This is a genomic window from Cyanobacterium aponinum PCC 10605, from assembly GCF_000317675.1.
GTDB lineage: Bacteria > Cyanobacteriota > Cyanobacteriia > Cyanobacteriales > Cyanobacteriaceae > PCC-10605.
This window is the reverse complement of sequence record NC_019776.1, coordinates 2,921,571-2,945,252: the sequence shown is the minus strand read 5'-3', so window position 1 is coordinate 2,945,252 and position 23,682 is coordinate 2,921,571. Positions and strand designations below refer to the sequence as shown.

18 protein-coding genes are annotated in these 23,682 nt (G+C 34.6%); 5 read left to right on the top strand and 13 right to left on the bottom strand.

Features of this window, described 5'->3' with window-relative positions; all coding sequences use genetic code 11:
• Positions 1 to 116 precede the first annotated feature (116 nt).
• The 4 genes from bioA to CYAN10605_RS12320 all read right to left on the bottom strand — a co-directional run bounded on the left by bioA (position 117) and on the right by CYAN10605_RS12320 (position 4,835).
• A complete protein-coding gene (bioA, locus tag CYAN10605_RS12340; RefSeq protein ID WP_015220283.1) occupies positions 117 to 1,433 on the bottom strand; it encodes an adenosylmethionine--8-amino-7-oxononanoate transaminase in 1,317 nt (438 codons plus the stop codon).
• 721 nt (positions 1,434 to 2,154) lie between these two features.
• The gene (locus CYAN10605_RS12330; protein WP_015220282.1) at positions 2,155 to 3,333 is read right to left on the bottom strand and encodes a transaldolase; all 1,179 of its coding nucleotides are present in this window, start codon (positions 3,331 to 3,333) and stop codon (positions 2,155 to 2,157) included.
• Positions 3,334 to 3,443: 110 nt separating this feature from the next.
• A complete protein-coding gene (locus tag CYAN10605_RS12325) occupies positions 3,444 to 4,022 on the bottom strand; it encodes an alpha-ketoglutarate-dependent dioxygenase AlkB family protein (protein WP_015220281.1) in 579 nt (192 codons plus the stop codon).
• A 297-nt stretch (positions 4,023 to 4,319) separates the two neighbouring features.
• On the bottom strand, positions 4,320 to 4,835 hold the full coding sequence (locus CYAN10605_RS12320) for a hypothetical protein (RefSeq protein ID WP_015220280.1): 516 nt from the start codon (positions 4,833 to 4,835) through the stop codon (positions 4,320 to 4,322).
• Between the two features lie 173 nt (positions 4,836 to 5,008).
• On the opposite strand from CYAN10605_RS12320, the gene CYAN10605_RS12315 reads away from it, so the two are divergent.
• Together CYAN10605_RS12315 and CYAN10605_RS12310 are read left to right on the top strand one after the other, a co-directional pair.
• Positions 5,009 to 5,857: a GNAT family N-acetyltransferase gene (locus CYAN10605_RS12315; protein ID WP_015220279.1), complete on the top strand. Its 849-nt coding sequence runs from the start codon at positions 5,009 to 5,011 to the stop codon at positions 5,855 to 5,857.
• Between the two features lie 99 nt (positions 5,858 to 5,956).
• The gene (locus CYAN10605_RS12310; protein WP_015220278.1) at positions 5,957 to 6,457 is read left to right on the top strand and encodes a MogA/MoaB family molybdenum cofactor biosynthesis protein; all 501 of its coding nucleotides are present in this window, start codon (positions 5,957 to 5,959) and stop codon (positions 6,455 to 6,457) included.
• 31 nt (positions 6,458 to 6,488) lie between these two features.
• Here CYAN10605_RS12310 and cobA read toward each other — a convergent pair whose 3' ends face one another.
• Positions 6,489 to 7,247: a uroporphyrinogen-III C-methyltransferase gene (gene cobA, locus CYAN10605_RS12305; RefSeq protein ID WP_015220277.1), complete on the bottom strand. Its 759-nt coding sequence runs from the start codon at positions 7,245 to 7,247 to the stop codon at positions 6,489 to 6,491.
• A 161-nt stretch (positions 7,248 to 7,408) separates the two neighbouring features.
• Complete coding sequence (locus CYAN10605_RS12300) at positions 7,409 to 8,179, bottom strand: ABC transporter ATP-binding protein (RefSeq protein WP_015220276.1); 771 nt, start codon at positions 8,177 to 8,179, stop codon at positions 7,409 to 7,411.
• 207 nt (positions 8,180 to 8,386) lie between these two features.
• On the opposite strand from CYAN10605_RS12300, the gene CYAN10605_RS12295 reads away from it, so the two are divergent.
• Positions 8,387 to 9,793, top strand: a complete 1,407-nt coding sequence (locus CYAN10605_RS12295) for a CHAT domain-containing protein (RefSeq protein ID WP_015220275.1) — start codon at positions 8,387 to 8,389, stop codon at positions 9,791 to 9,793.
• 160 nt (positions 9,794 to 9,953) lie between these two features.
• Here CYAN10605_RS12295 and CYAN10605_RS17900 read toward each other — a convergent pair whose 3' ends face one another.
• From CYAN10605_RS17900 to CYAN10605_RS19325, 4 genes are all read right to left on the bottom strand, one after another.
• Positions 9,954 to 13,616 (bottom strand): EAL domain-containing protein, encoded by a 3,663-nt coding sequence (locus CYAN10605_RS17900; protein ID WP_015220274.1) that lies wholly within the window; start codon positions 13,614 to 13,616, stop codon positions 9,954 to 9,956.
• A gap of 536 nt (positions 13,617 to 14,152) precedes the next feature.
• The gene (locus CYAN10605_RS19395) at positions 14,153 to 14,341 is read right to left on the bottom strand and encodes a hypothetical protein (RefSeq protein WP_015220273.1); all 189 of its coding nucleotides are present in this window, start codon (positions 14,339 to 14,341) and stop codon (positions 14,153 to 14,155) included.
• 118 nt (positions 14,342 to 14,459) lie between these two features.
• Positions 14,460 to 15,185, bottom strand: a complete 726-nt coding sequence (gene sfsA, locus CYAN10605_RS12280; protein ID WP_015220272.1) for a DNA/RNA nuclease SfsA — start codon at positions 15,183 to 15,185, stop codon at positions 14,460 to 14,462.
• Positions 15,186 to 15,361: 176 nt separating this feature from the next.
• Entirely contained in the window at positions 15,362 to 15,490 is a 129-nt protein-coding gene (locus tag CYAN10605_RS19325) for a hypothetical protein (protein WP_277422479.1), read from the bottom strand.
• 144 nt (positions 15,491 to 15,634) lie between these two features.
• Between CYAN10605_RS19325 and CYAN10605_RS12275 the strand changes: the two genes are divergently transcribed.
• The gene (locus tag CYAN10605_RS12275; RefSeq protein ID WP_015220271.1) at positions 15,635 to 17,413 is read left to right on the top strand and encodes a serine/threonine phosphatase; all 1,779 of its coding nucleotides are present in this window, start codon (positions 15,635 to 15,637) and stop codon (positions 17,411 to 17,413) included.
• Positions 17,414 to 17,768: 355 nt separating this feature from the next.
• Positions 17,769 to 19,166 (top strand): amidase, encoded by a 1,398-nt coding sequence (locus CYAN10605_RS12270; protein WP_015220270.1) that lies wholly within the window; start codon positions 17,769 to 17,771, stop codon positions 19,164 to 19,166.
• Positions 19,167 to 19,330: 164 nt separating this feature from the next.
• Here the strand turns inward: CYAN10605_RS12270 and CYAN10605_RS12265 are convergent, their stop codons facing one another.
• The 3 genes from CYAN10605_RS12265 to CYAN10605_RS12255 all read right to left on the bottom strand — a co-directional run bounded on the left by CYAN10605_RS12265 (position 19,331) and on the right by CYAN10605_RS12255 (position 23,585).
• Entirely contained in the window at positions 19,331 to 20,329 is a 999-nt protein-coding gene (locus CYAN10605_RS12265; RefSeq protein WP_015220269.1) for an RNA polymerase sigma factor, RpoD/SigA family, read from the bottom strand.
• 761 nt (positions 20,330 to 21,090) lie between these two features.
• Positions 21,091 to 22,269, bottom strand: coding sequence for a molybdopterin-synthase adenylyltransferase MoeB (gene moeB, locus CYAN10605_RS12260; protein WP_015220268.1), 1,179 nt, complete (start codon positions 22,267 to 22,269; stop codon positions 21,091 to 21,093).
• Between the two features lie 56 nt (positions 22,270 to 22,325).
• Positions 22,326 to 23,585, bottom strand: a complete 1,260-nt coding sequence (locus tag CYAN10605_RS12255) for an FGGY-family carbohydrate kinase (RefSeq protein WP_015220267.1) — start codon at positions 23,583 to 23,585, stop codon at positions 22,326 to 22,328.
• Positions 23,586 to 23,682 lie beyond the last annotated feature (97 nt).

Sequence of the window (23,682 nt, the reverse complement as noted above, 5' to 3'; positions counted from 1 at the left end):
CTTATTTTTTTGTACGTTTTCTATAGGTTAGCATTTTCCTTTCGGTTCTAAGTAATCTCAATTGGGTTTAAGAATATTGGATAACGGTAGGTGTCAGATTTAGCAGAAATAATAGCTTAATTCACCAACGTATTAATTTTTTGGCAATAGTCAACCATAGTAGAAGTTAATAATCTGAGATCTTTTTGGCTGATAATATAGGGAGGCATGATGTAAATTAAATTCCTGAATGGTCTAATCCAAACCCCTTTTTCCACAAAAAATTTTTGAGCATGGGCAACATTAACGGGTTGATGAAGTTCGATTACACCGATCGCACCTAATACCCTAACATCCTTCACATTTTCTAAGGTTTTTGCTTCATTCAGCCCTTGTTTTAACTCTTTTTCAATGGTCAGTATCTTAGATTGCCAATCAGACTTCAATAATAATTCAATACTTTTAGATGCGATCGCACAAGCCAAAGGATTAGCCATAAAAGTGGGTCCGTGCATGAATACACCCGCTTCTCCCTGACAAATAGTTTCTGCTACCCGTTGGGTGCAAATAGTCGCCGCAAGGGTCATATAACCCCCCGTTAAGGCTTTTCCCAGACAAAGAATATCAGGAGAAATACCAGCGTGTTCACAAGCAAATAGTTTTCCCGTTCTCCCAAAACCGGTGGCGATTTCATCGGCAATTAGAAGCATATTATGGACTTCGCACAGACTTTTTATTTTCTTTAAAAATTGAGAAGAATAAAACCACATTCCCCCCGCCCCTTGTACGATAGGCTCTAAAATAAAACCTGCACATTGATGACTATGGAGACGGAAAAATTCTTCTAAGAAAAAAAGCTCCTCCTCCTCATAGGTTTCGCCAAATCTTTTCTGAGGCTTTTCTATAAAAAAATGTTTCGGTAAAAAATCCCTAAATAAGTGGTGCATACCGCCTTCAGGATCACATACAGACATTGCCCCTGTTGTATCACCATGATAGCCCCTTCTGATAGTCATAAACTTATTTTTCTGGGGTTGTCCGAGGGAGTGTTGAAACTGTATTGCCATTTTCAGAGCTACTTCTACAGAAACCGAACCTGAATCCGCTAAAAAGACTTTCTCTAAACCCTTCGGGGTAATTTCCACCAGTTTTTGACATAGTAAGATGGCTGGTTTATGGGTAATCCCTCCGAACATAACATGAGACATTTTCTGTAACTGCTCATTTGCCACCTGATTTAATTCTGGCACGTTATACCCATGAATTGCAGTCCACCAACTAGACATTCCATCTATAAGTTGTTTCCCATTATCCATTATTAACCTCACTCCTTCGGCACAGACAATGGGATAAGTCGGTAAAGGATTAATTAATGATGTGTAGGGATGCCAAATATGATTGCGATCAAAATCCAATAATTTCTGACTAAAATGATTAGATAAATTGTCACTCATTATGTTTGATGAAAGAAATAATCATTATTTAATTCCTGTAAAAAAGAATCAAAAAACTTTATATTACTCCTGAGAGAATTATAAAAGAAAATAGACCAAATACAGTATATATTGAGCAAGATAATATTGACATCCTCCTTGTCGTAAACGCACAAGAATTCCTCGCCACGCCACACTTTAGAAGTGAGGTCGCTGAATGGGGTTGACGCTGATTTTAGCTTACTGCTATCTATGGGATAGTCTTACGTCTGCTCCACGTCCGTTTTAAGTTTCCGACTGCCCGACGGCAACTAATTAAAATTCTGGTTTAGTTTTTTTGAATCGTCTTAGGGTTGACTAAATCATTGCCCCTCAACTATTTCCCTATTGCTGGTTCAGGCTCGGTTTCACGGCTCAAGGCTCAGTATATCGACTGCAAACTTAGGTGGGGATTTCAACCATCCTCATTGTACCATTAAAGCCGTCGTGAACGACGGGGCTTGTATCCCAAAAAGTTTTGGTCATGGAAGACAAATAACACGTCAAGTATCTACATGGAATAATTATAAAGATTTACCAAAAAAGATTAGTGATAAATTGGAAGAGATAAAAAATATAAGGCTCTTCAGAGTAACGAAACAGCTCTGCCTATTTAGGGGGGATAAAGAGGGGTTTGCCTTTTGCCTTTTGCCCACTGCCCATTACCCTTTTAACTTTACCCCTTGCCCTTTTTGACTTTAATTTAACTAGCCTTCGCTAAATAAACAACAGCCCCTAAACCACAAGCCATTTCTTCAGGAGTGATTTTACCATCATGGTTGGCATCAAGGGCATCAAAAACCACATCTGCCCCTGCCCATTCTTCACGGGTGATAAAACCGTCTCCATCTAAATCATAGACATGGAAAATATCATCTACTGCATGGGCTAAGGTTTCTTCTCCTTCTAATCTCGCTAAACGACTAGCTAATAATTGCTCTAAAGTTTCCAAAGCCTTTGTAAAACCTTTTATGCCCTCATCTAACTTCTCATTTGCCATTCTGTCCTCACTGTGCATTTTATCAAAAGTAGCTTTGTCCACAGTGATTTTTTCAATATCCATCTTTTGAGCTTTTTCTACAGATAATTTGAGGGGTAATTCTTCCTCTGTATTTTGTAATTGCTCTAATAGTTTAGGAGAAATAGTTAATAAGTCACATCCAGCTAATTCACAAATTTCGCTGATATTACGGAAACTAGCTCCCATTACTTCTGTTTTGTAACCAAACTTTTTATAATAATTATAAATTTCTGTTACAGATTGTACTCCGGGGTCTTCCGCTCCAGGAAAATCTTCCCTACCTGTTTCTTTTTTGTACCAATCAAGGATTCTACCCACAAACGGAGAAATTAAAGTAACTCCAGCCTCCGCACAGGCTACGGCTTGATGGAAACCAAATAAAAGAGTTAAATTACAGTGTATTCCCTCTTTTTCAAGAACTTCGGCGGCTCTAATTCCCTCCCATGTGGATGCAATTTTGATTAAAATACGTTTTCTACTGATACCTGCTTTTTCATATTGAGAAATTAAATAACGAGCTTTTTCGATCGTAGCTTCAGTATCATAAGATAAACGGGCATCAACTTCAGTGGAAACTCTCCCGGGCACAATATCAAGAATTTTTCTGCCAAAAGCAACCGCTAACCAATCAATGGCTAATTTTACCACTTCATCAACCTTGGCATCTGCCCCTAATTCCCTTCTCGCTTCAGTGAGGGTATCATCTACAATACTTTGATACTCAGACATTTGAGCGGCCGCAGTAATCAGAGATGGATTTGTCGTAGCATCTTGAGGAGTGAAGGTTTTAATGGCTTGAATATCCCCTGTATCTGCCACAACGGTAGTGTATCGTTTTAATTGATCTAATAAGTTAGTCATAGTGAAGTTATGTGATTTTTGTCAACAATTACTATTTACAGCTTAACTTCAGTCTAGGAAAACCAACGTTTTAGGGATAACATTATTTACTATTTTTAACCAAATCTACATTATTTAATCCAACGAAAAGTCAGATTAATTCTTTCAGAAACAGGTTTACTGGTTTTGGGAATTTGATGTAACCAATAATGTTGAGTTTCTCCTGCCATAATCAATAAACTACCATGACGCAAAATAATTTCTTTTCTTTGAGATTGGTTTTTATCCCTCGGTTTTAACAAAAATCTTCTTTCTCCCCCAAAACTAGCAGAAGCTATCACAGGATTTTTACCTAATTCCGGTTCGTTATCGCTATGCCATCCCATACTATCTTTCCCGTGACGATAATAGTTTAGTAAAACGCTATTAAACTCAATACCGATAATGTTTTCAATTCTATTTTTAATGGTAATCAAAGTTTTATTCCACTTGTGGGGAAACATAGTACTATTAGAGTAAGTATAGATCTTACCCTCATCACCATACCATGCCGTTAAACGGGGTTCTAAATGAGTTTTCCCGAATAATGTTATTGTTTTTTGTTGCCATTGTATTTCTGATTTCAACTTTTCTAACAACAAAGTAGCTTCTTTTTCAGACCAAAAATTTTTATGATAGCTAATTTCACTGTGGGGTAAATCGATGATCATTATAGTCTTTCCCTTAAGATTAGTTTATATGCTTTTCAATACTTTTCTGCACCACTAATCCTTATCCTCTTTGAAAGAACCATAAATAATTGAAGTTACGCACTCATTCATCTGTTTAGTTTTATAAGGTTTCAGGGTGGGTGTGACTTGAACTCAGACTTCCATATTAAGAAAAAAGAATTAATTTAAAGCCATCACCTGAAAATACTTAACTTATATATACTATTAACCTACCACCTGTTACCTCTCACCGACAATTAATTATATTTTTGCGTAACCTCAGATAAATAATGGTCTTTAATTATGACCTAATAAACCCTGATAACTCCAACGTAACAAAGTACCAGCTAAGATGTATTTGACTAACTCTAAAAACCAGTAACCTTCATGCCATGAAATCATATTTGTGGGCATTGTTTGATTAACACCAAACTGATTTAAACATAATCCCCATGCTGTTAAATGAGGGGTAAAAACATAAGTATAAGCTAAAGCAATAGCTAATAATAAACTCGAAAAGATAATTGATAAAACCTGTTTTCTTTGAGTGAAATAATGTTGTGAACCAAAAACCAACGCAGTGGTTAAAACCAGAGAAGCACAAATTAATTCTACTCGATTAAAAATACCAAAAATCACAAAACCAGCACTAGCAAATCCACTTTCCGTCATCATTCCTGTAACGGATAATGATGGTATTAAGACAAAATCCAAAACAAAACTAGCACTAAGCCAAAATCCTAAAGTAAATAAAATGATTGCAGACCAATTTATTTGTCTATTATGATCGTGAGAAAACGCTATGTTAAACATCTTTCTGACCTCTTTTCTCTATTATCTTTAAATTAACTCATTTATAGGCTTTTCTCTATTAAGTATTTTTACAATTAATTATTAAGTTTAATTAAGCAAATTAATCATTAAAATACTGTAGGAATTTATACTTACAAAAAATGTTCTTTAATTAGGTTAAAAATATTAATAATATGGATGAAAATTATTGGATTAGAAAACTAACTTACGAAGAAATAAATTTTCCTATAGAGTGGGCAAAACAAGAGGGCTGGAATCCGGGATTATATGACAAAGATTGTTTTTATCAAGCTGATTCAGGAGGATTTCTAGGCGGGTTTATCAATAATCAACTCATCGCAACAATTTCTGCAGTAAAGTATGGAGAAAAATTTGGTTTTATAGGTTTTTACATTGTCAAACCAGACTATCGAAAACAGGGTTATGGTTTAAAAATTTGGCAGGAGGCAATAAAAAGTTTATCAGATAGAAATATTGGTTTGGATGGAGTTGTTAGCCAACAAGATAATTACCGAAAATCTGGTTTTAAGTTGGCTTATCGAAATATTCGCTATCAAGGAATTAGTAATCATAATATAGAAATAAACAAAACAGTTATTGATTTATCTTCTATATCTTTTGAAATAATTAATAATTATGATAAACAATTTTTTCCCGATGACAGAACCAATTTTCTTAAGCAATGGATTCGCCAACCTGAAAGTAAAGTTTTAGGAATTATTGAGTGTGATAAACTAAGAGGTTATGGAATGGTTAAAGTTTGTGATTTTGGATATAAAATTGCTCCTTTATTTGCAGAAAATTTTTCTTTTGCAGAATCAATTTTTGTTGCTTTACAATCTAATATTCCCGAAGGAAAAACTTTTTATTTAGATATTCCTGAAGTTAATCATCAAGCTAATATTTTAGTTGATAAATATAATTTGAATTTAGTTTTTGAAACAGCAAGAATGTATAATAGAGAAATTCCTTCTTTACCTGTTGATAAAATTTTTGGTGTTACTAGCTTTGAGTTAGGGTAATTTAATTAAATATAAAATATCACTAAACTTTGTTAATTTTGATGGTATAATAATTTTGTTTATGATCAAGTTTTTAGCTCAAAATAGTTAATTCAAATTGTGTCTATTCCCCATCCAGATAAGAAGTTTATCTCCGTCAACTGTGCCATTATAACAGTTAGTGACAGTCGCACTGTTGTTAATGATGAAAGTGGACAAATAATGCAAGAATTGTTGATAAAATCGGGACATAAGATTGTTAATTATATAATTATTAAAGATAATAAAGAGTTAATAGAAATAACATTAAAAAACATAGCTAAAAATGATAATGTACACTGTTTAATTTTTAATGGTGGTACAGGCATTTCTAATCGGGATCATACTTATGATGTATTGGCAAATTTACTGGATAAAACTTTATCTGGTTTTGGGGAAATATTCCGTTTTTTAAGCTACCAAGAAATTGGCTCAAGAGCGATCGCATCTAGGGCATTAGCAGGAGTTTATCAGGGGAAATTGGTCTTTTCTTTACCCGGTTCTACGGGGGCGGTAAAGTTAGGTTTAGAGAAGCTGATTTTGCCAGAATTAAACCATTTATGGACACAAATTAACAATTAACTAAATTAAAAATAAAACCAATTATTATTTATTATTTTTCATTTCCCAATTGATTTTTAAATTGAACTACCTGACCAATAATTGCGATCGCAGGTGCTTCAAAATTGTGAGCTTCTACCTTGTATAAAATATCATCAAGAGTACCATATAATTCTTCCTGCTGAGGAGTTGTACCCCAACGAATTAAAGCAATATCTGTATCACCTTTTAACCCTCCCTCCTTCAACTGAGGGATAATTTGCCCTAAATTATGTATTCCCATATAAATCACAATAGTTTCAGAGCTTTGTGCGATCGCACCCCAATTAACTTGAGGACGATATTTTCCTGCGGCTTCATGACCAGTAATGAAAGTAACAGAAGAGCTATAATTACGATGGGTAACGGGAATACCAGCATAAGCAGGGGCGGCAATACCAGACGTAATACCGGGGACAACCTCTACGGCAACTCCTGCGGCTACCAAATCCTCCATTTCTTCTCCCCCCCTACCAAACACAAAAGGGTCTCCCCCCTTTAAACGCACAATGATGGGATGTTGACGAGCCTTTTTAATTAGTAACTTAGTGGTATCAGATTGTAAAAGAGAATGTCTGCCTCTGCGCTTCCCCGCATCAATTTTTTCTGCTTGGGGATTAATCATTGCCAAAATTTCAGGGCTAACAAGAGCATCATAAACTACTACATCCGCCATTTCCAACAAGACTTTGCCCTTAACAGTTATTAACCCCGGATCTCCTGGACCCGCACCGACTAAATATACTTTCCCTATACACTGAGATTGATTCATGCTTAACTTACTGAGGAGGATTCTTATAATATTTTTAGTTATTTGTCAATTAAAATTCGTATTTATTAATACATTTCATTAAGATTATAACGAATTAAACCTGTTACCTGAAACCTCCCTGAATTTACATATTATTGCGTAGAACAGAAATTATTGCTTAATTACTCTCCCAAATAAGCCGACAAAACTTGCTCATTATTTTGTATTTCCTCTGGAGTACCATCTGCTAAATTAGTACCTTCTGCTAACACCCAAACATGACTACACAAAGACATAATCACGTCCATATTATGTTCAATAATTAGAAAAGAAATACCCTGTTGATTCCAACTAAGAATATGCTCACAAATTTGATTAATCAGAGTGGGATTAACTCCCGCCGCCGGTTCATCCAGTAAAATTAACTTAGGATTAGTCATTAAAGTTCGAGCCATTTCTAATAACTTTCTTTGTCCACCTGATAACGCACCAGCATAATCATAGGCTTTTTCTGCTAACCCCACCGACTCCAAAATATTCATCGCTTTCTCTTTACTCTCTCTCTCTTGTTTCCTGATTTTTTTTGGTTGTAACAATACGGAAAATAAATGCTCTCCTATCTGATTTTGCGTACCCAACAACATATTCTCTAAAACTGTCAAACGGGACAACACCCTTGCAACCTGAAATGTTCGCAAAAAGCCCAATCTTGCAATCTGATGAGGAGGTAAATTTTGCACAGGATTTCCCTCAAATAAAACTTGCCCTTCATCGGCGGTTAAAAAATTGGAGAGGAGATTAAATAAAGTACTTTTTCCTGCACCATTAGGACCGATTAAACCAGTAATGCTATGATTTTTGACATCTATACTAGCTTGATGAACTGCTTTTAAACCACCAAAACTTTTAGAAAGGTTAATCGCTTGAAGAATCGAATCATTAGATTGAGGCATAACCTGAAATTATATCCTAGGGTAAACAAGAAAGAAAATAGTTGAGATAAAATTTTTCTCAGTAATCATAACAGATTATCTGCAAAAGAATGAAGAAGCAATTTATTCAATTTTTATGGTTCTTCTACAGTGTGGTTATAATTATTAGATAGATAAAATTTCTGATAAAGTATTATTGAGAAGAATAATGGCGGATTAATTATCTACATGGCTAAAAAAGTAATTATCTTCAAAATAGGTGAGGGAAGTTTTGACATCGGATTTCCCTTTAGTCTCAGACTTAGCCATGACGAAACCAGAGAGTTATTAGTAGAAACGGAGGGAAAATTACCCCCTGCTCCTAATTTATACAAAAGTTATATTGACTGGCAATGTAGTTATCGTAATTTAGCTAATTGTTTGCGTTTAGGGGCAAATCAAACTCAAGTGACAAATGTGGCGATAGATGAGTGTTTGGGTTATATTAATGCCTTAGAAATTAATTTGAATCAATGGTTACAAGATTCTTTAGTGCAGTCGGTATTATTTGATTTATTTCCTCATCTTGATCAACAGGATTTAATTCGTTTTGTAATTCAAACCGCCGATGTACGTTTATGGCAATTACCTTGGTATCTATGGGATGTGTGGCAACGTTATCCTCATACTGAGTTTGCATTGAGTAAACCTAATTGTCAAAAACCCAGTCGTAGTAGTGATATTAATACTAAGGGTAAGGTAAGAATTTTAGCAATTTTGGGCGATCGCCGTGGTATAGATGTAGATAGAGATAGACGAGTTTTAAATAGTTTACCAAATGCGGAAGTAGTTTTTTTAGATCAACCCAATTTAGCGGAATTAACTCCTTTATGGGAGCAATCTTGGCAAATTCTCTTTTTTGCAGGTCATAGTAGTAGTAATAATAATACCCAATCGGGCTTGTTACAAATTAATCCCTATGAAACTATCGATATTCAGAAGTTAAAAAATACCCTTGCTAAAGCTGTTTATAATGGCTTAGAGTTAGCAATTTTTAACTCTTGTGATGGTTTAGGATTGGGGTTTAATCTTGCGGATTTACAACTACCTCAAGCTATTATTATGCGTGAACCTGTACCCGATGAGGTAGCCCAAGAATTTCTTAAATTTTTCCTTCAAGCCTATGCTAATGGTGAAACTTTATATCAAGCAGTGAAAGAGGCAAAGGCGAAAATTCAGGAATTATATCATCTTGAACAAAAAGCCCCCGGCTCTTCTTGGTTGCCCGTTATTTGTCAAAATTTGGCAGTTAATCCTCCTCTTTGGTCTGATTTGACTAATTATACGTCTAAAGTTCCTAATTTCTCACTTCAAAGCCTATGGAAGACGATTTTTAGTCCGATATTACTGTGGGCAGGAGGTGCGTTCGGCATAGCCGCACTTTCAGTGACCGCATTTTTACTGCTAGGATTATTTATTTTTAACACTTTTGGGGGAAGACAGTCTCCCATTCTTGAACCAGTAAGAAAGCCTTTAATTGGTGTGTGCGAATGTCCTTATGATATTGACACCATGGGGAGAGAATGTGGTAATAAATCCGCTTATAGTCGCCCCGGCGGTACAACTCCTGTTTGTTATAGAGGGGATGGGAGATGAGGAGATGAGGGGAGAGGGAGATAAGGTGTCAGGTTTCAGGTTTCAGGTTGCAGGTGTTGGAGAAAGTAATAAGTAACGAGTAATGAGTAATAAGTGTTCGGAGTTTTTAATTTTTAATTCTTAATTTTTCCTTTGCCCTTTTTACTTTGCCCATTGCCTTCTAAGACCATTGTTTGATTAAATTATCAGCATCCCTCCCATTCACTGGACGAGAATATAGGTATCCTTGTCCGTAATTACAGTTAATTTTTTTTAAAATTTGTTCTTGAATTTCCGTCTCAATACCTTCGGCAACAACATCTAAGGAAAGGTTATGAGCTAGGTTGACAATTGCTTCTACAATAGGGCTAGATACACTGGCAGAAGTTAAGGGTTGAATAAAGATGCGATCGATTTTTAGGGTATTAAACGGTAAACGATGTAGATAACTTAAAGAAGAATATCCTGTTCCAAAATCATCTAAAGATATTTTTAAATTACGCTCCTGTATTTGTTCTAAAACTTCTTTGGCATAGTCAAAATTATCCATTAAAATACTTTCTGTGATTTCAATTTTTAAGAGTTTACGATTAATATTATTTTCTTCCAAAATATTATCAATTTCATCAAGAAAATTAGGATGTAATAATTGTTTACTAGAAACGTTAACCGCTATAAATAATTCTAAATTAGGATATTCTTTTTCCCATTTTTCTATCTGTTGCACCGCTTGAGATAAAATCCAATTTCCCAATGGTATAATTAAACTGGTTTCTTCTGCAATGGGAATAAATTCCACAGGAGAAATAAATCCTAAACTAGGACTATGCCAACGAATTAAAGCCTCAAACCCAGCAATAAACCCTGTTTTTAAATTAATTATTGGTTGATAATATAATTCTAATTCTTCATTTTCTAACGCTTTAACTAATGCTGATTCTAAATTTAATCTTTTAAGTAAATCTGTGTGCATAGAAGCACTAAATATTTGATAGCAATTTCCGCCTTTTTCTTTTGCATGATACATGGCAATATCCGCATCTCGTATCATTTCCTCTGCTTTTTTATAACCAAAAGAACTTAATGTAACCCCAATGCTAACAGATGAATATACTTCTTGATTCTGTAGGGTCGTATTAAATAAACAAGCAATTCTTATCTGCTCAACTATATTATAGACTTCTTTTTCCAAAGTTATATCAGGTAACAAAACAATAAACTCGTCACTACTTATTCTCGCAACAGTATCTTTCTCGGTTACGCAATCGACAATTTTATCTGCAATTATTCTGAGTAATTCATCTCCAATTTTATGTCCTAAACTATCATTAATTTTTTTAAATTTATCCACATCAATGAGGAGAATTGCACACAACTTTTGAGAGTCATATTGACGGATATTAAAAAATTGTTTTAGTCTATCTGTTAGTAAAAATCTATTGGGTAAACCTGTTAACTTATCATAAAAAGCATCATAAAATATTTGTTGTTCCATTACTTTTAATTCAGATATATCTACTATTTGTTGAATAAACTGAATAATTTTGTTTTCGTTATTTCTTAAAGCCGTAATATTTACAATGGTATGAACAATTGAACCATTACTTGCTAAAAATCTTCTTTCTTCACTATATTGGTCTAAATTTTCAGTAATTATTTTATGCTTAAAAAACGATGATTTTTCCTGATCATCAGGATGATAAAATGTTGCTTCGTTTTTATTCAATAAATCAATGGCAGAATATTTTAATAAATCACATAAAGAATTATTAACTTGAATAATATTACCATCAAAATCTGTGATAATCATACCAATGGGAGCAAGTTCAAATATTAAACGAAATTCTTGTTCACTTTTTTCTAATGCTTGTTTGGTAATCGTTCTATTGGTAATATCTGTTAAAATTCCGGCTATTCTTAGCTTTTTACCTTTTTCATCATAAACAATGTTGGCGCGATCGCGAATATATTTTTCCGTACCATTTTCAAGGATAATTCCATACTCAATATCATGGGATTTAACTTCATCACCTAACAAAGATATACTAAATAAATTAGCATAATATTCCTGTACCTTTTGCTTATCTTGAGGATTAACTAAATCTAGCCAATAAGTTCTTTTTTTTAGAATTTTGCTTAGGGAAGTTTGAAATAACTTTTCTCCAGCTTGATTAATATAAGTTAATTGTAATGTTTGAGGATGAATTGACCAAATAACGTCATCTAAAGATGATAATATATCGTATAACCTTTCCTGACTTTCTTTGAGTGCAACACTAATTTGTTCTTTTTCTAGTTCTATTTCTTGAGAAATAATTATTCTACTAATTGTCTGAGAGATTGAATCAATTAGGCTATTAGAATAATTAGAGTTAGCTTTATTTTTATTAACATTAAAAAAGTGCAAAATTCCATAAATTTTTTTATTTATGAAAATAGGAATTCCCAGATAAAAATAAATATTAAATTCTTCTAGTTTATTGACTATAAATTCATCTTTTTTGAGAAAATCAGTATTAATAATTTGCTGTTGTTGAATAACCTTAGTTGATAAATAATCAACTAATTCATTTGTTTGAAGATAGATATTGTTTTCTAAATTTCCTGAAAATCGATTATAAGAAGCTGTAATACTGACTCTATATCCGAAAACTTCAGAGATTATGGCGACATCCAAATCTAAAATTTTAGTAATTTCTTCTAAATAATAATTAAAAACTTGTTGTAAATTTTGACTTGGTAGATTATTTAGCTTATTGACTAAATTTAGTTGCTTATTTAAGGTTTCTATTTCCGCAGTTTTTTTCCGCAGTTTTTGCTCTGTTATATATTTATCAGTAATATCATTTTGAATCCCAATGAAATTAATTACCTTACCTTCTTGGTTATATACTGGAGAGATATAAACTTCATTCCAAAAAACTTCTCCATTTTTGCGGTAATTTCTTAATACAATTTTTTGACTTTCTTTATTTTGAATTGCCTCTCTAAATATTTTTTTTTCAGTTTCTTGACAATCATTTTTTTGCAAAAAACGACAATTTTTTCCTTTTATTTCTTCAAAAGAATAACCAGTGATATTTTCAAAACCTTTATTGACAAAAACAATTGGATTGCCTTCTTGAGCAGAAGCAATTATAACACCGTTTCGACAAGAGTCGATCGCTCTTCTTAATAAATAAAATTGTTGATTTAAATAATTATTATCAACCCCATTTTCAATAATACTAATTATTTTATCAATGAAGTCAAAAGTTTTATCATCGAAAATATTGATATTGTTACTATAAAAACCTAATAAGTAATTACTATTAAATTGAGAATGTATAATAGAAAAATTTAGTCCTTTTTTTATATTTTGAATACTAAAGTTAAGGCGTTTTATTATTTCTAAATTACTATCAAAAAAGTATTTTCTTTTTTGAGAATACTTATCTTTAAATAAGAGAAAAATATTATCTACAATAGTTTTTTTTATACTGATTTTTTGCCACTTATCATCTAATAAATAATAAATAGAAAATTGATCATTTTTTTCAGCCCAAACAAAATAACTTAACTCTAAATTTAAGTCTTGATGAATAATTCTAATTAATTGCTGAAAAATATCTAAATTTCCTTGGGGTATAACTTTAAATAAAATTTCATAGGCATAAACAATATTTTTTTCATGTTGTAAGTCATTTTCTAATTGATTTTTAAGAGTTTCTATGTGAGTATTTTTTTGCTTATATTCTAAATACTGCCTTCTTAATTGACTATTTTTTTTATTTAAATGGTATATTTTATAGAAACAGAAACAAATTAAAGATATCAATAAAGTTAAGATAAAAGCATTCTGCATACTGAGGTTATGATTGGTTATGAAAATATATAATTAATTAAGAATGCAAATGAAAATTGATTTTTTATTAAGAATGCAAACATCACCTAGAATAAAATCTACTCCTTGTTGAAAAACAAGAAAATAAACGTAATTTAAAGTTAATTTCAACTATTTTACTGTTTTATCTTTGTCTTATTTTATCAACATCTGCAATATTTTATTCTTTCTTCCAATGACATTTGATAATCTATTTTTGTTCTTAATAACATTAATGATATTGTATCAAAACTAAGAAGCTAAAGTTGCTAGGAATTAAATAAGAGTAATAATACTTTGACACAGAGTCAATAGACTTGTTGCTTTCTCAGGCAAAAGTTGAGAAAATCGACTATTTTGCCATAGAAATTCATTTTAGTTTTGCAAGAGGTTTAATATTTAGAAAATTAAAAGTAAAGATTTTTAGTGTCAAAAAATTCTTCCCCATCGCTTTCCATAAAAAAGGGCTTTATTACATGAATAATATTCCCTAGCCGTTTTTTGTCAGCCATAAGATGCTAATATCTCTTGATAAATTCTGTCAAACATAAAAAAAGGAAGAGATGACTTTCCCCTCCTTTATTTTTTAATTGATTACGCAACATTTGTAATCGTTTCTTTAGCTGTCGCTTTCTTGCAGAGCCCCCCTTTCCCTTGTCATTTCTTCCTTGACGACGGGGAGATTCCCAACTTTTTAGTCTTGACATTGTCTTTGTCTCCACATCAAAATTTGTTATCAATAATTATTCTAGCTTATCTAACAAGATAAAAAGTAATTCAAGAACCAACTTTAACGTTGAGAAAAATCTTTGATTAAAAAAGTCCTTAAAGAATTTGTGCTATACCTAAGTAGTTTATCCCTTGAGGAGAAATATCAAAACGACAAGGTAATATTTTTACCCCTTTATCTAAGGCTTCATCAAATAGTCTTCCATAAATCTGATCAAACTCCCTACCAACAGTAAAGTGTTTACAATCACTTCTATTAATAAAATAAAGCATTACAGGTTTAGCATCTGCAGATAATTCAATTAATTCTTTTAGATGTTTTTGCCCCCTTATCGTCTCCGTATCTGGAAACATAGCAATATTATTTTCTGCTAGGGTTGTGTTTTTGACTTCGAGATATATCGGTGGTTGAGATTCTTCTGCTTTTAAAACAAAATCAATACGACTTTTGCCATCATGACCAAATTTTACTTCATTTTTAATCTGAGTATATTGGTGTGCTAACTCATTAATTATATGTTTTTCCAAAGCAAGTTTAACAATACGATTTGGTAAACCAGTATTAATTCCTACCCATATCGGATGATTTTCTTCTCCTACATCGATCATTTCCCAAGTATATGCAAGTTTACGTTTGGGATTGTCACTTTTCGATACCATGACTCGGCTTCCTACTTTACATAAACCTATCATTGGTCCTGTGTTAGCACAATGGGCTGTAATTAATTCACCATTATCTAATTCTATATCCGATAAAAAACGTTTGTAACGACGAACCAAAGTGCCTGAAATTAAAGGGGGATATTTATATAAAAAGCTCAATTTTGAATATCAACAAAAACTATATTACAGCAAAATAATAACATAACTTCAGTTCGGTTTAAGAATATCGTATAAGGGTAGATGTCAGGGTTCGGAATTAGTTAAGAGATGGGGGGATGAGGGGATGAGGTGTCAGGTTTCAGGTTTTAGAAGAAAGTAATGAGTGTTCTTAATTCTTAATTTTTCCTCTGCCCCTTGCCCCTTGCCCCTTGCCCCTTGCCCCTTGCCCCTTGCCCCTTGCCCCTTGCCCTTTGCCCTTTGCCCCTTGCCCCTTGCTCATTGCCCATTGCCCTTTTCTCCATCATTCATAGATGAAAATTTATCCCGAACTCAGGTTTTGTTAACAATACTTTAGCAAAATGATTTCGAGTTCTGGCATTTGATAGTATTTGAAGATAGAACCTAATTATAATGTTTAATTATAAGTAACTAAAAAGCCCCATATGTCCATGAGCGATTTTGACACGACTATTTATAAATGTATCATTAGCACTCCTGCCGATAAAACTCCCCATATCCCTTTTAAAACCGTACAAGAAACAAAAGGGCAATCTTCTAGCAAATACGCTTTAGTAAATTCATTAGAACTCAGTTCTCTCACCCCTTATATAAAAATTAATAATCGTCAATATTTTGCTTTAGAAGTCGTAGATATAAATCCCGAACAAAAAAGCATATTAGATGAAAATTTGGAAAAAATAGAAGATTTTGAAAAGGATAATTTAAAAAAAGTAGGTATTCCAGACTTAGCCTTTATTTATCTTACTCTAACTGAATATAATCCCACCGTACCAGAACTTTTAGACGCTTGGCAAGATTCCCAACTTGATCAGGAAGTTGTAATTGTTACCAACAATCAAATATTTAAAACTCTAACGGAATATTGGCAAAACAATACCCCGGACAAGGGGACTATACTAGGTTATTTACAAACCATGACTAAGTTATGGAGAACTCTTAGTAAACTTAATTGTCGCTCTACTTTACTACATATTAATAACCTAAAAATTGATTTTAACCAAACACTTTTAATAGAGCATATATATCAAGATTCTGACAATGATCCTCCTCTGTTGAGAGAGCTAGTGGAAACGTGGGCTAATTTAATTGCTGATTTTGGAGAGGATTATGAGTCGTTGATCACAGATTTGATGATCAAAATTGAGTCAGGAGAAGTAGAAGATGCGAAACAATTGCGTTCAGAAATAGAATTGCTTATTCAACAAGCGGAAATTGAATCATTATTAGAAGAAGAAGATTTGAGTTTTCTCGGTGAGAGTGACGAATTAAATACTATTGCTGAGTCATTTGGAGATGATGAGTTATCTTCTGAATCCCAAGCTACGCAAATTAACAGTGATGGAGATGATCAACCCACTTTAGTTTTACCGATGCGTTTATTAAGCGTTAAAGAAGTAGGATTAACAGATATTGGTCGTCGTCGAGGACATAATGAGGACTATTTTGCGATGGATACAACCATCAAAAAGTCGGAAAGTTCTCGTGGTACTTATGTTTCTGCAAAAGGACTCTTTTTAGTTTGTGATGGTATGGGGGGTCATGCTGGAGGTGAGGTTGCGAGTGCTACGGCTGTGAAGTGTTTGTCGGAGTATTTTCAACAAAATTGGGGTGATGAATTGCCTTCTGCTCAAACTATTCGGGAAGGAATTTTAAATGCAAATGAAACAATTTATTCTCTGAATAAGGATAAAGGACAAGTTGGTGCTGGTAGAATGGGAACAACTCTCACTTTAACTCTAGTACAAGACACAAAAGCTGCGATCGCGCATGTGGGAGATAGTCGAATTTATCGAGTTACCCGTAAATGGGGTTTAGAGCTACTAACCGTAGATCATTGTGTTGCGCAAGCAGAAATCAGACAAGGAGTTGATCCAGAAATTGCTTATGCGCGCCCTGATGCTTACCAATTAACCCAAGCCCTAGGTCCGAGAGATAATAGCTTTGTTAATCCAGACATCAGATTTTTAGACATTAAAGAAGATACCTTATTTTTAATGTGTTCCGATGGTTTATATGATAATGATTTATTTGAAAGTAACTGGGAAAAAATCCTTTTACCCTTAATTAGTTCCAAGGCTAATTTAGAAGAAGGAGTTGCTCACATAATTGACCTTGGCAACCAAGTAAATGGTCATGACAATCTAACTTGTGTTTTAGTACGTATTAAAGTACAACCTAATTTAGATGGACAAAGTGGACTTTTTTAACCTCAGTTTAGTTTAAAAATATCTGATAAGGTTAGGTGTCAGGTTGCAGGTTGCAGGTGTTAGGGTGATGAGGAGATGAGGGGAGAGGGGAGAGGGAGATAAGGTTTCAGGTTTCAGGTTGCAGGTGTTGGAGAAAGTAATAAGTAACGAGTAATGAGTAATAAGTGTTCGAAGTTTTTAATTCTTAATTCTTAATTTTTCCTTTGCCCTCCCCCCTCTCGAGGGGGGATAAAGGGGGGTTTGCCCTTTTAACATCACACTTCTGAAATATCTATTCACCCTAACACTATTCATCAAGGATATATTAATCAGGAATTAGGCATTAGGAATTAAGTTTTTGATCAAATTCTTTTTTATGACCAATCAAAAAAATATTAGCTTAATATCAACGGTAGAGTTGAGTAAATTAATTCACAGCAAAGAAATTTCTCCCCTAGAAGTTCTTGAATTTTATGCTCCACAAATAGAAGAAAAAAACCCAAAACTAGGTGCTTTTACTTATTTAGACTTAGATTTAGCTCACAAGGAAGCCAAGGAGAAAACTGAAATCTTAGCCCAAGTAGATGATACCTCTTGCTTACCCTTCTTTTTTGGTATTCCCACCGCCATTAAAGATTTATACCCCGTTAAAGGTATGCCGACAAGTTATGGTAATGGTTTTGTTAAAGACCAAATTGCAGATTATGATTGTGGTATAACAGGTAAAATAAAGGAAGCAGGATTTATTATTGTGGGCAAAACCGCAACCTCTGAGTTAGGTTCACTACCTTATACCGAATCTATTGGTTTACTTCCTTGTCGTAACCCTCATAACCTTGATTATACAGCCGGAGGCTCAAGTGGAGGGGCGGCTTCCGCTGTGGCGGGAGGATTATTGCCCATCGCTCCGGGTTCTGATGGAGGAGGGTCTGTGAGAGGTCCTGCTTTTTGTTGTGGTTTAGTGGGTTTAAAGCCCAGTCGAGGACGAGTTTCTAATGCCCCTGTGGGGGATTATCAAGGGGGAATTGCAACCCATGGTTGTTTAAGTCGTACGGTGGCAGACAGTGCCGCTTTATTAGATGCGATCGCAGGTTATATTACAGGGGATCCTTATTGGCTACCAAATCCTGAGACTTCGTTTCTTTCCGCTTTAACACAGGAAACCGGTAAGTTAAAAATTGCTTTTGCTACTTCTGTATTACCTGCTGGAGAAGTTGACCCCATTTTAAAAACCCAAGTAGATGCGATCGCACTTCATTTACAAGAAATGGGTCATGAGTTAGTAGAGGCTTGTCCAGATTTTACAACCTTAGTTGAACCCTTTAAAATCATTTGGCAATCGGGCATTACGGCGGCAGGATTCCCTGAACAAATCCTTAATCCGATGAATCAGTGGTTAAAACAAAACTCTCCCGATTTAGGTACTTACTTAAGGGCAGTTCATCAAATGCAAGTTATTTCTCGACAGATAGTCGGCTTTTTTGACCATTTTGATTTATTGCTTTTACCGACTTATATGTCACCACCAATCAAAATCGGTGCATGGGCAGATTTACCCCCTGAAAAAACCCTAGAAAAGATTATTCACTGGATTAATCCCTGTCCTCCTTTTAATGCGACAGGACAACCTGCGATCGCACTTCCCACGGGATTTACAGAAGATAATTTACCCATCGGGGTGCAACTAATAGGGAAACCAGCAGATGAAAAAACCCTCTTACAAATAGCCCATCAACTGGAGACAGGAAACAAACTGAGTTCAAAGTTAGGGTAAAGATAAAGGCAATTAACAATTAGTGATTGAGACAAAGGAACTGGTAAACCCCTCTGTGTCTTCTTTTAAAAAGGCAAAGGTGAATAGTTTATAGTTTATAGTTTGTAGTTAATTAAAAAAACCTGACACCTGACACCTGACACCTGACACCTCATAACCCCTAATTAACTGGCAACAATATACTCTTTAACACTGCTTCTTTTTTTGCGTAAATGAGCTAATGCCTGTTGCTCTAACTGACGTACTCTTTCACGACTAATATTCATTCTTTGCCCAATTTTTGCCAGAGATAATTCCTTGCCATCTTCCAAACCAAATCTGAGTCTGACTACTTGCTGTTGTTGAGGAGTTAATTCTCCCAACAGTTTTTGTAAGTCCTGACGCATCAACTCTTGAGTAATATAGTTATCTGGAGATACGCCCTCGTCTTCTAAAAGTTCCGATAATTCCGTATCTTGATTATCCCCAACTTTGACATCTAAAGAGATGGGTTGACGAGCAATACTGAAATATTCCCTAATCTGAGCAGGTTCTAACTGTAAAGCCTCGGCTATTTCATTAGGACTAGGACTTCTACCCAATTTTTGAGATAATTCTCTCTGAGTTTTTTTGATTTTATTAAGTTTTTCTGTGATATGAATAGGAAGACGAATCGTTCTAGCCTGTTGTGCGATCGCACGGGTAATGGCTTGACGAATCCACCAGTAAGCGTAAGTAGAGAATTTAAAACCCTTGGTGGGGTCAAATTTTTCCACCCCTCTTTCTAACCCAAGACTACCCTCTTGAATTAAATCTAAAAACTCCATATTACGCTTTTGATATTTTTTGGCGATCGCCACCACAAGCCGTAAATTCGCCTCAATCATTTTTTGTTTTGCCCGTTTGCCCTGATGAATAATTTTTTTCACCTCATTGGGGGTTTTATCTGCTTTTTGAGCCCATTCCTCTAGGGTTACTTCTCTTTCCAAATTTTTCTCTAAGTTTTCTTTCACCTCGTAGAGAGACATCATTTGTTGCACCTGTTTCCCAAAAACAATTTCTTGCTCATGACTTAAAAGAGGAACTTTCCCGATCTCTTGTAGATAGGTACGAACCATATCTACAGTATTTACTCTTCTTTTATCAACATCATTAATATTTGCAGTAACTTTAGCATTGGACATAGGGCTTTTTCTCTCCTAACTTTCAGCTCAATGTAGTTTTTCTGGGCGGGACTTTTCCAACCTGTTAATAATAATGCTAGTTTTAATGGCTTAAACTATTTTTTTAACATTATTGTACTTTTTATATAGACGTTTATTTATTTACAAAAGTTCACTTTTACAAAAATATTTTTGAATTAAAGCACCAGATCAATTTAAGCTATCGACTATTATGAATAGTGTTAATTTTCTTAACAAAAATAACTAGATTGCGCGCCTTGCTTCTATGATGACAGATTTATCTAAAGAAGGCTAGGGTAATTTTTTGTGTGATCACCGAACTCTACTGTAGTGATATTCGCCTGTTCGGTAATGGAAAATGGGAGAAACAAGTAATGAGTTAGGAGTTAGTTAGGGGCGAATGGCCATGCGCCCGTACAAGGGTTCGGGGTTTTTAATTCTTAATTTTTAATTATCAACTATTTACCTTTGCCCTCCCCCCTCTCGAGGGGGGACAAAGGGGGGTTTGCCCCTTGCCCTTTTCGCCATCACTTATAGATGAAAATTTATCCCGAACTCAAGGTTATCAAGTCTTTTGCTAAAACCTTCTTGATTACCTTATAAGATATGGGGCAAATTATAACCAAAATGAATTTTTTATAAATTAACAATTTTTATTTCACCTGACACCTGACACCTGCAACCTGACACCTTTTCCTAAGCAATAATTTACACAATGAGAAATAAGAGAGCCATTGTTAATTGCCTTTTTATTGCCTGAATTAATAAGAAGGTACGGAAGGATCAACTTCCTGACTCCAAGCCAAGATGCCCCCTTTGACGTTAATACCCTCAATACCTGCTTCTTTGAGAATTTGCAATGCCTTAGTTGAACGTCCGCCCATTTTACAATGAGCAATTAAACGATGACCTTTTACATCAACTAATTCTCTAATTTTTTGTACTCCTTCTCCACTTTCAATATCAGATAAAGGAACTAAAACAGAGCCGGGGATACGAGCAATTTCATGCTCATTAGGATTACGCACATCAATTAATACATAATCATGGGGATGAGATTCTAACAAGAATTTCAGTTCTTGTACCGTAATTTCTGGGAGTTCTTCTTGAGCTTTTTCTGACTCTGCTTGAGCTTGGGGAATACCACAAAACTCTTCGTAATCCACTAATTTTTCAATTACGGGGCGCACGGGATTGGGACGTAACTTCAGTTCTCTGAATTTCATATCCCAAGCATTAAATAACAATAAACGACCACTTAAAGTTGTCTCTGCCCCCAAAATAATTTTAATAGCCTCGGTGGCTTGAATTGTGCCGATAATACCGGGTAAAACCCCTAAAACTCCGCCTTCTGCACAAGAGGGTACCATTCCTGGTGGTGGTGGTTCAGGATATAAGTCACGATAGTTGGGGCCTCCCTCATAGTTAAAGACTGTTGCTTGTCCTTCAAAGCGGAAAATAGAGCCATATACATTAGGTTTGTTCAACAAAACACAAGCATCGTTGACTAAATAACGGGTGGGGAAATTATCTGTACCGTCAATAATAATGTCGTAGGGTTCAAAAATAGAAAGGGCATTTTCTGAACTCAAACGAGTCTCATATAAGTCAACTTGACAGGCGGGATTAATTTCCAAAATACGATGTTTTGCCGATTCAATTTTGGGTTTTCCAACCCATGAAGTACTGTGGATAATTTGTCTTTGCAGGTTGGAAGTGTCAACCACATCAAAATCAACTATACCGATTCTACCAATACCAGAGGCGGCTAAGTAAAGAATTAAAGGAGAACCTAGTCCTCCTGTTCCAACACAGAGTACACTAGCGGCTTTCAGACGTTTTTGCCCTTCTAAACCCACTTCAGGCAAAATAATATGTCTGGCATACCTTTCGTACTCTTCCTTATTAAGTTCTATTGCTTCTAAGTTCGGATTAAGCATTATTTTGTTTAATTATCAGAAAATCGATTCTGCCATTTATTCTCTAATTTTCTATTCTAACTTAAATTGGAAATACTCAGTCCACTAGCTATTAAGGCACTGCCATAAGCCGCTTCGGTGTTAGCGGAAATAGATATGGGTACTTGTAGATATTTTTCTCTGATTAAGCGCCATGTCTCGTTTTTTGCCCCTCCTCCAGCAGTATAAACTTGAGAAAGGGGTGTTGCTCCTAATTTTTGTAATAATTTGTAACCTTGAGATTCGATCGCAGCTATGCCCTCGAGTAAACCTTGTAAGAATAAGATTGGGTTATCAGGGCGGGGGGATAATTTTGGTTCTAAATCAGGATTATTGAGAGGAAAGCGATCGCCTTTTTCTAATAAGGGATAGTATTGTAAATTAGTACAGGTATTATAGTCAATTTTTTGGCTAAGGTCATTTAATTCATCATCGGAGAAAAAATGTTTTAAAACTGCCCCTCCTGTATTTGATGCTCCACCTACTAACCATAAATCCCCCAATCGATGGCTATAAATCCCATAACGACTATCATCAATCTTTGTCTTACTCAGTAACTTCAAAACTAAGGTCGAGCCTAAAGAAGTAACTGCCTCCCCTGAAGTTTTTACACCACTGGCAAGAAAAGCGGCGATACTGTCTGTTGTTCCTGCTTTAATTAAGCAATGGGGGTTAATTTGATATTTTTCCGCCACGGAAGGTATTATTTCCCCTATAGTCTCACCCGGTGCTTTTACGTTCGGCAAAAGAGAGAAAAAGGGTAAGTTTTCCAGCCAAGAAGGGTAACTCAAAGATTCCACATCATAACCTAATTTAAGAGCGTTGTGGTAGTCGCTAACGCCTCTTTTTCCATGCAATAGGAATCCTAACCAATCTGCTTGATGTAGCAAATGAGTGGCTTTTTCTGTTAATCCTTGACGATACCACCAAAAAATTTTCGCTAAGGTAGAAGTGGCACTCAAAACCAGATGATTTTCTGGGGCAAAAGATTTGATTTCCTCTAAGTATTGTTTTCCCCTTGCGTCATTGTACCAAAGTGGCTCACTCAAAATTTGCCCATTTTTATCTAATAAAAGAGTAGTGCTAGAAGTTGCATCAAGTGCGATCGCATCTAATTTTTGAGTAACATAACGAGGTATTTGTGAGAGTAACTCATCTAATCCTCTCTGCCAATAATAGGGAATTTGAGCAGGAAAATCAGCTGTTTTTAGACAAAGAATTTGATTTTGATTTTCATCGATAACTATACCCCTTGCTCCCGAAGTACCAAAATCAAGTCCTAAATAATAACAAACCATAAAAAACTTTAACCATAATAAAGTAACAAAAAATAATAGAGAGAGAAGGGAAGAGGAAAGAAAGAAAAGTGATAATAATTGACAAAAAACTTATGTT

Bases quoted from the DNA above. Each gene is read 5' to 3' on its own strand.
- bioA (WP_015220283.1), bottom strand. From the start codon at position 1,433: ATGAGTGACAATTTATCTAATCATTTTAGTCAGAAATTATTGGATTTT.
- CYAN10605_RS12330 (WP_015220282.1), bottom strand. From the start codon at position 3,333: ATGACTAACTTATTAGATCAATTAAAACGATACACTACCGTTGTGGCA.
- CYAN10605_RS12325 (WP_015220281.1), bottom strand. From the start codon at position 4,022: ATGATCATCGATTTACCCCACAGTGAAATTAGCTATCATAAAAATTTT.
- CYAN10605_RS12320 (WP_015220280.1), bottom strand. From the start codon at position 4,835: ATGTTTAACATAGCGTTTTCTCACGATCATAATAGACAAATAAATTGG.
- CYAN10605_RS12315 (WP_015220279.1), top strand. From the start codon at position 5,009: ATGGATGAAAATTATTGGATTAGAAAACTAACTTACGAAGAAATAAAT.
- cobA (WP_015220277.1), bottom strand. From the start codon at position 7,247: ATGAATCAATCTCAGTGTATAGGGAAAGTATATTTAGTCGGTGCGGGT.
- CYAN10605_RS12300 (WP_015220276.1), bottom strand. From the start codon at position 8,179: ATGCCTCAATCTAATGATTCGATTCTTCAAGCGATTAACCTTTCTAAA.
- CYAN10605_RS12295 (WP_015220275.1), top strand. From the start codon at position 8,387: ATGGCTAAAAAAGTAATTATCTTCAAAATAGGTGAGGGAAGTTTTGAC.
- CYAN10605_RS17900 (WP_015220274.1), bottom strand. From the start codon at position 13,616: ATGCAGAATGCTTTTATCTTAACTTTATTGATATCTTTAATTTGTTTC.
- CYAN10605_RS19395 (WP_015220273.1), bottom strand. From the start codon at position 14,341: ATGTCAAGACTAAAAAGTTGGGAATCTCCCCGTCGTCAAGGAAGAAAT.
- CYAN10605_RS19325 (WP_277422479.1), bottom strand. From the start codon at position 15,490: ATGATGGAGAAAAGGGCAATGGGCAATGAGCAAGGGGCAAGGGGCAAA.
- CYAN10605_RS12275 (WP_015220271.1), top strand. From the start codon at position 15,635: ATGAGCGATTTTGACACGACTATTTATAAATGTATCATTAGCACTCCT.
- CYAN10605_RS12270 (WP_015220270.1), top strand. From the start codon at position 17,769: ATGACCAATCAAAAAAATATTAGCTTAATATCAACGGTAGAGTTGAGT.
- CYAN10605_RS12265 (WP_015220269.1), bottom strand. From the start codon at position 20,329: ATGTCCAATGCTAAAGTTACTGCAAATATTAATGATGTTGATAAAAGA.
- moeB (WP_015220268.1), bottom strand. From the start codon at position 22,269: ATGCTTAATCCGAACTTAGAAGCAATAGAACTTAATAAGGAAGAGTAC.
- CYAN10605_RS12255 (WP_015220267.1), bottom strand. From the start codon at position 23,585: ATGGTTTGTTATTATTTAGGACTTGATTTTGGTACTTCGGGAGCAAGG.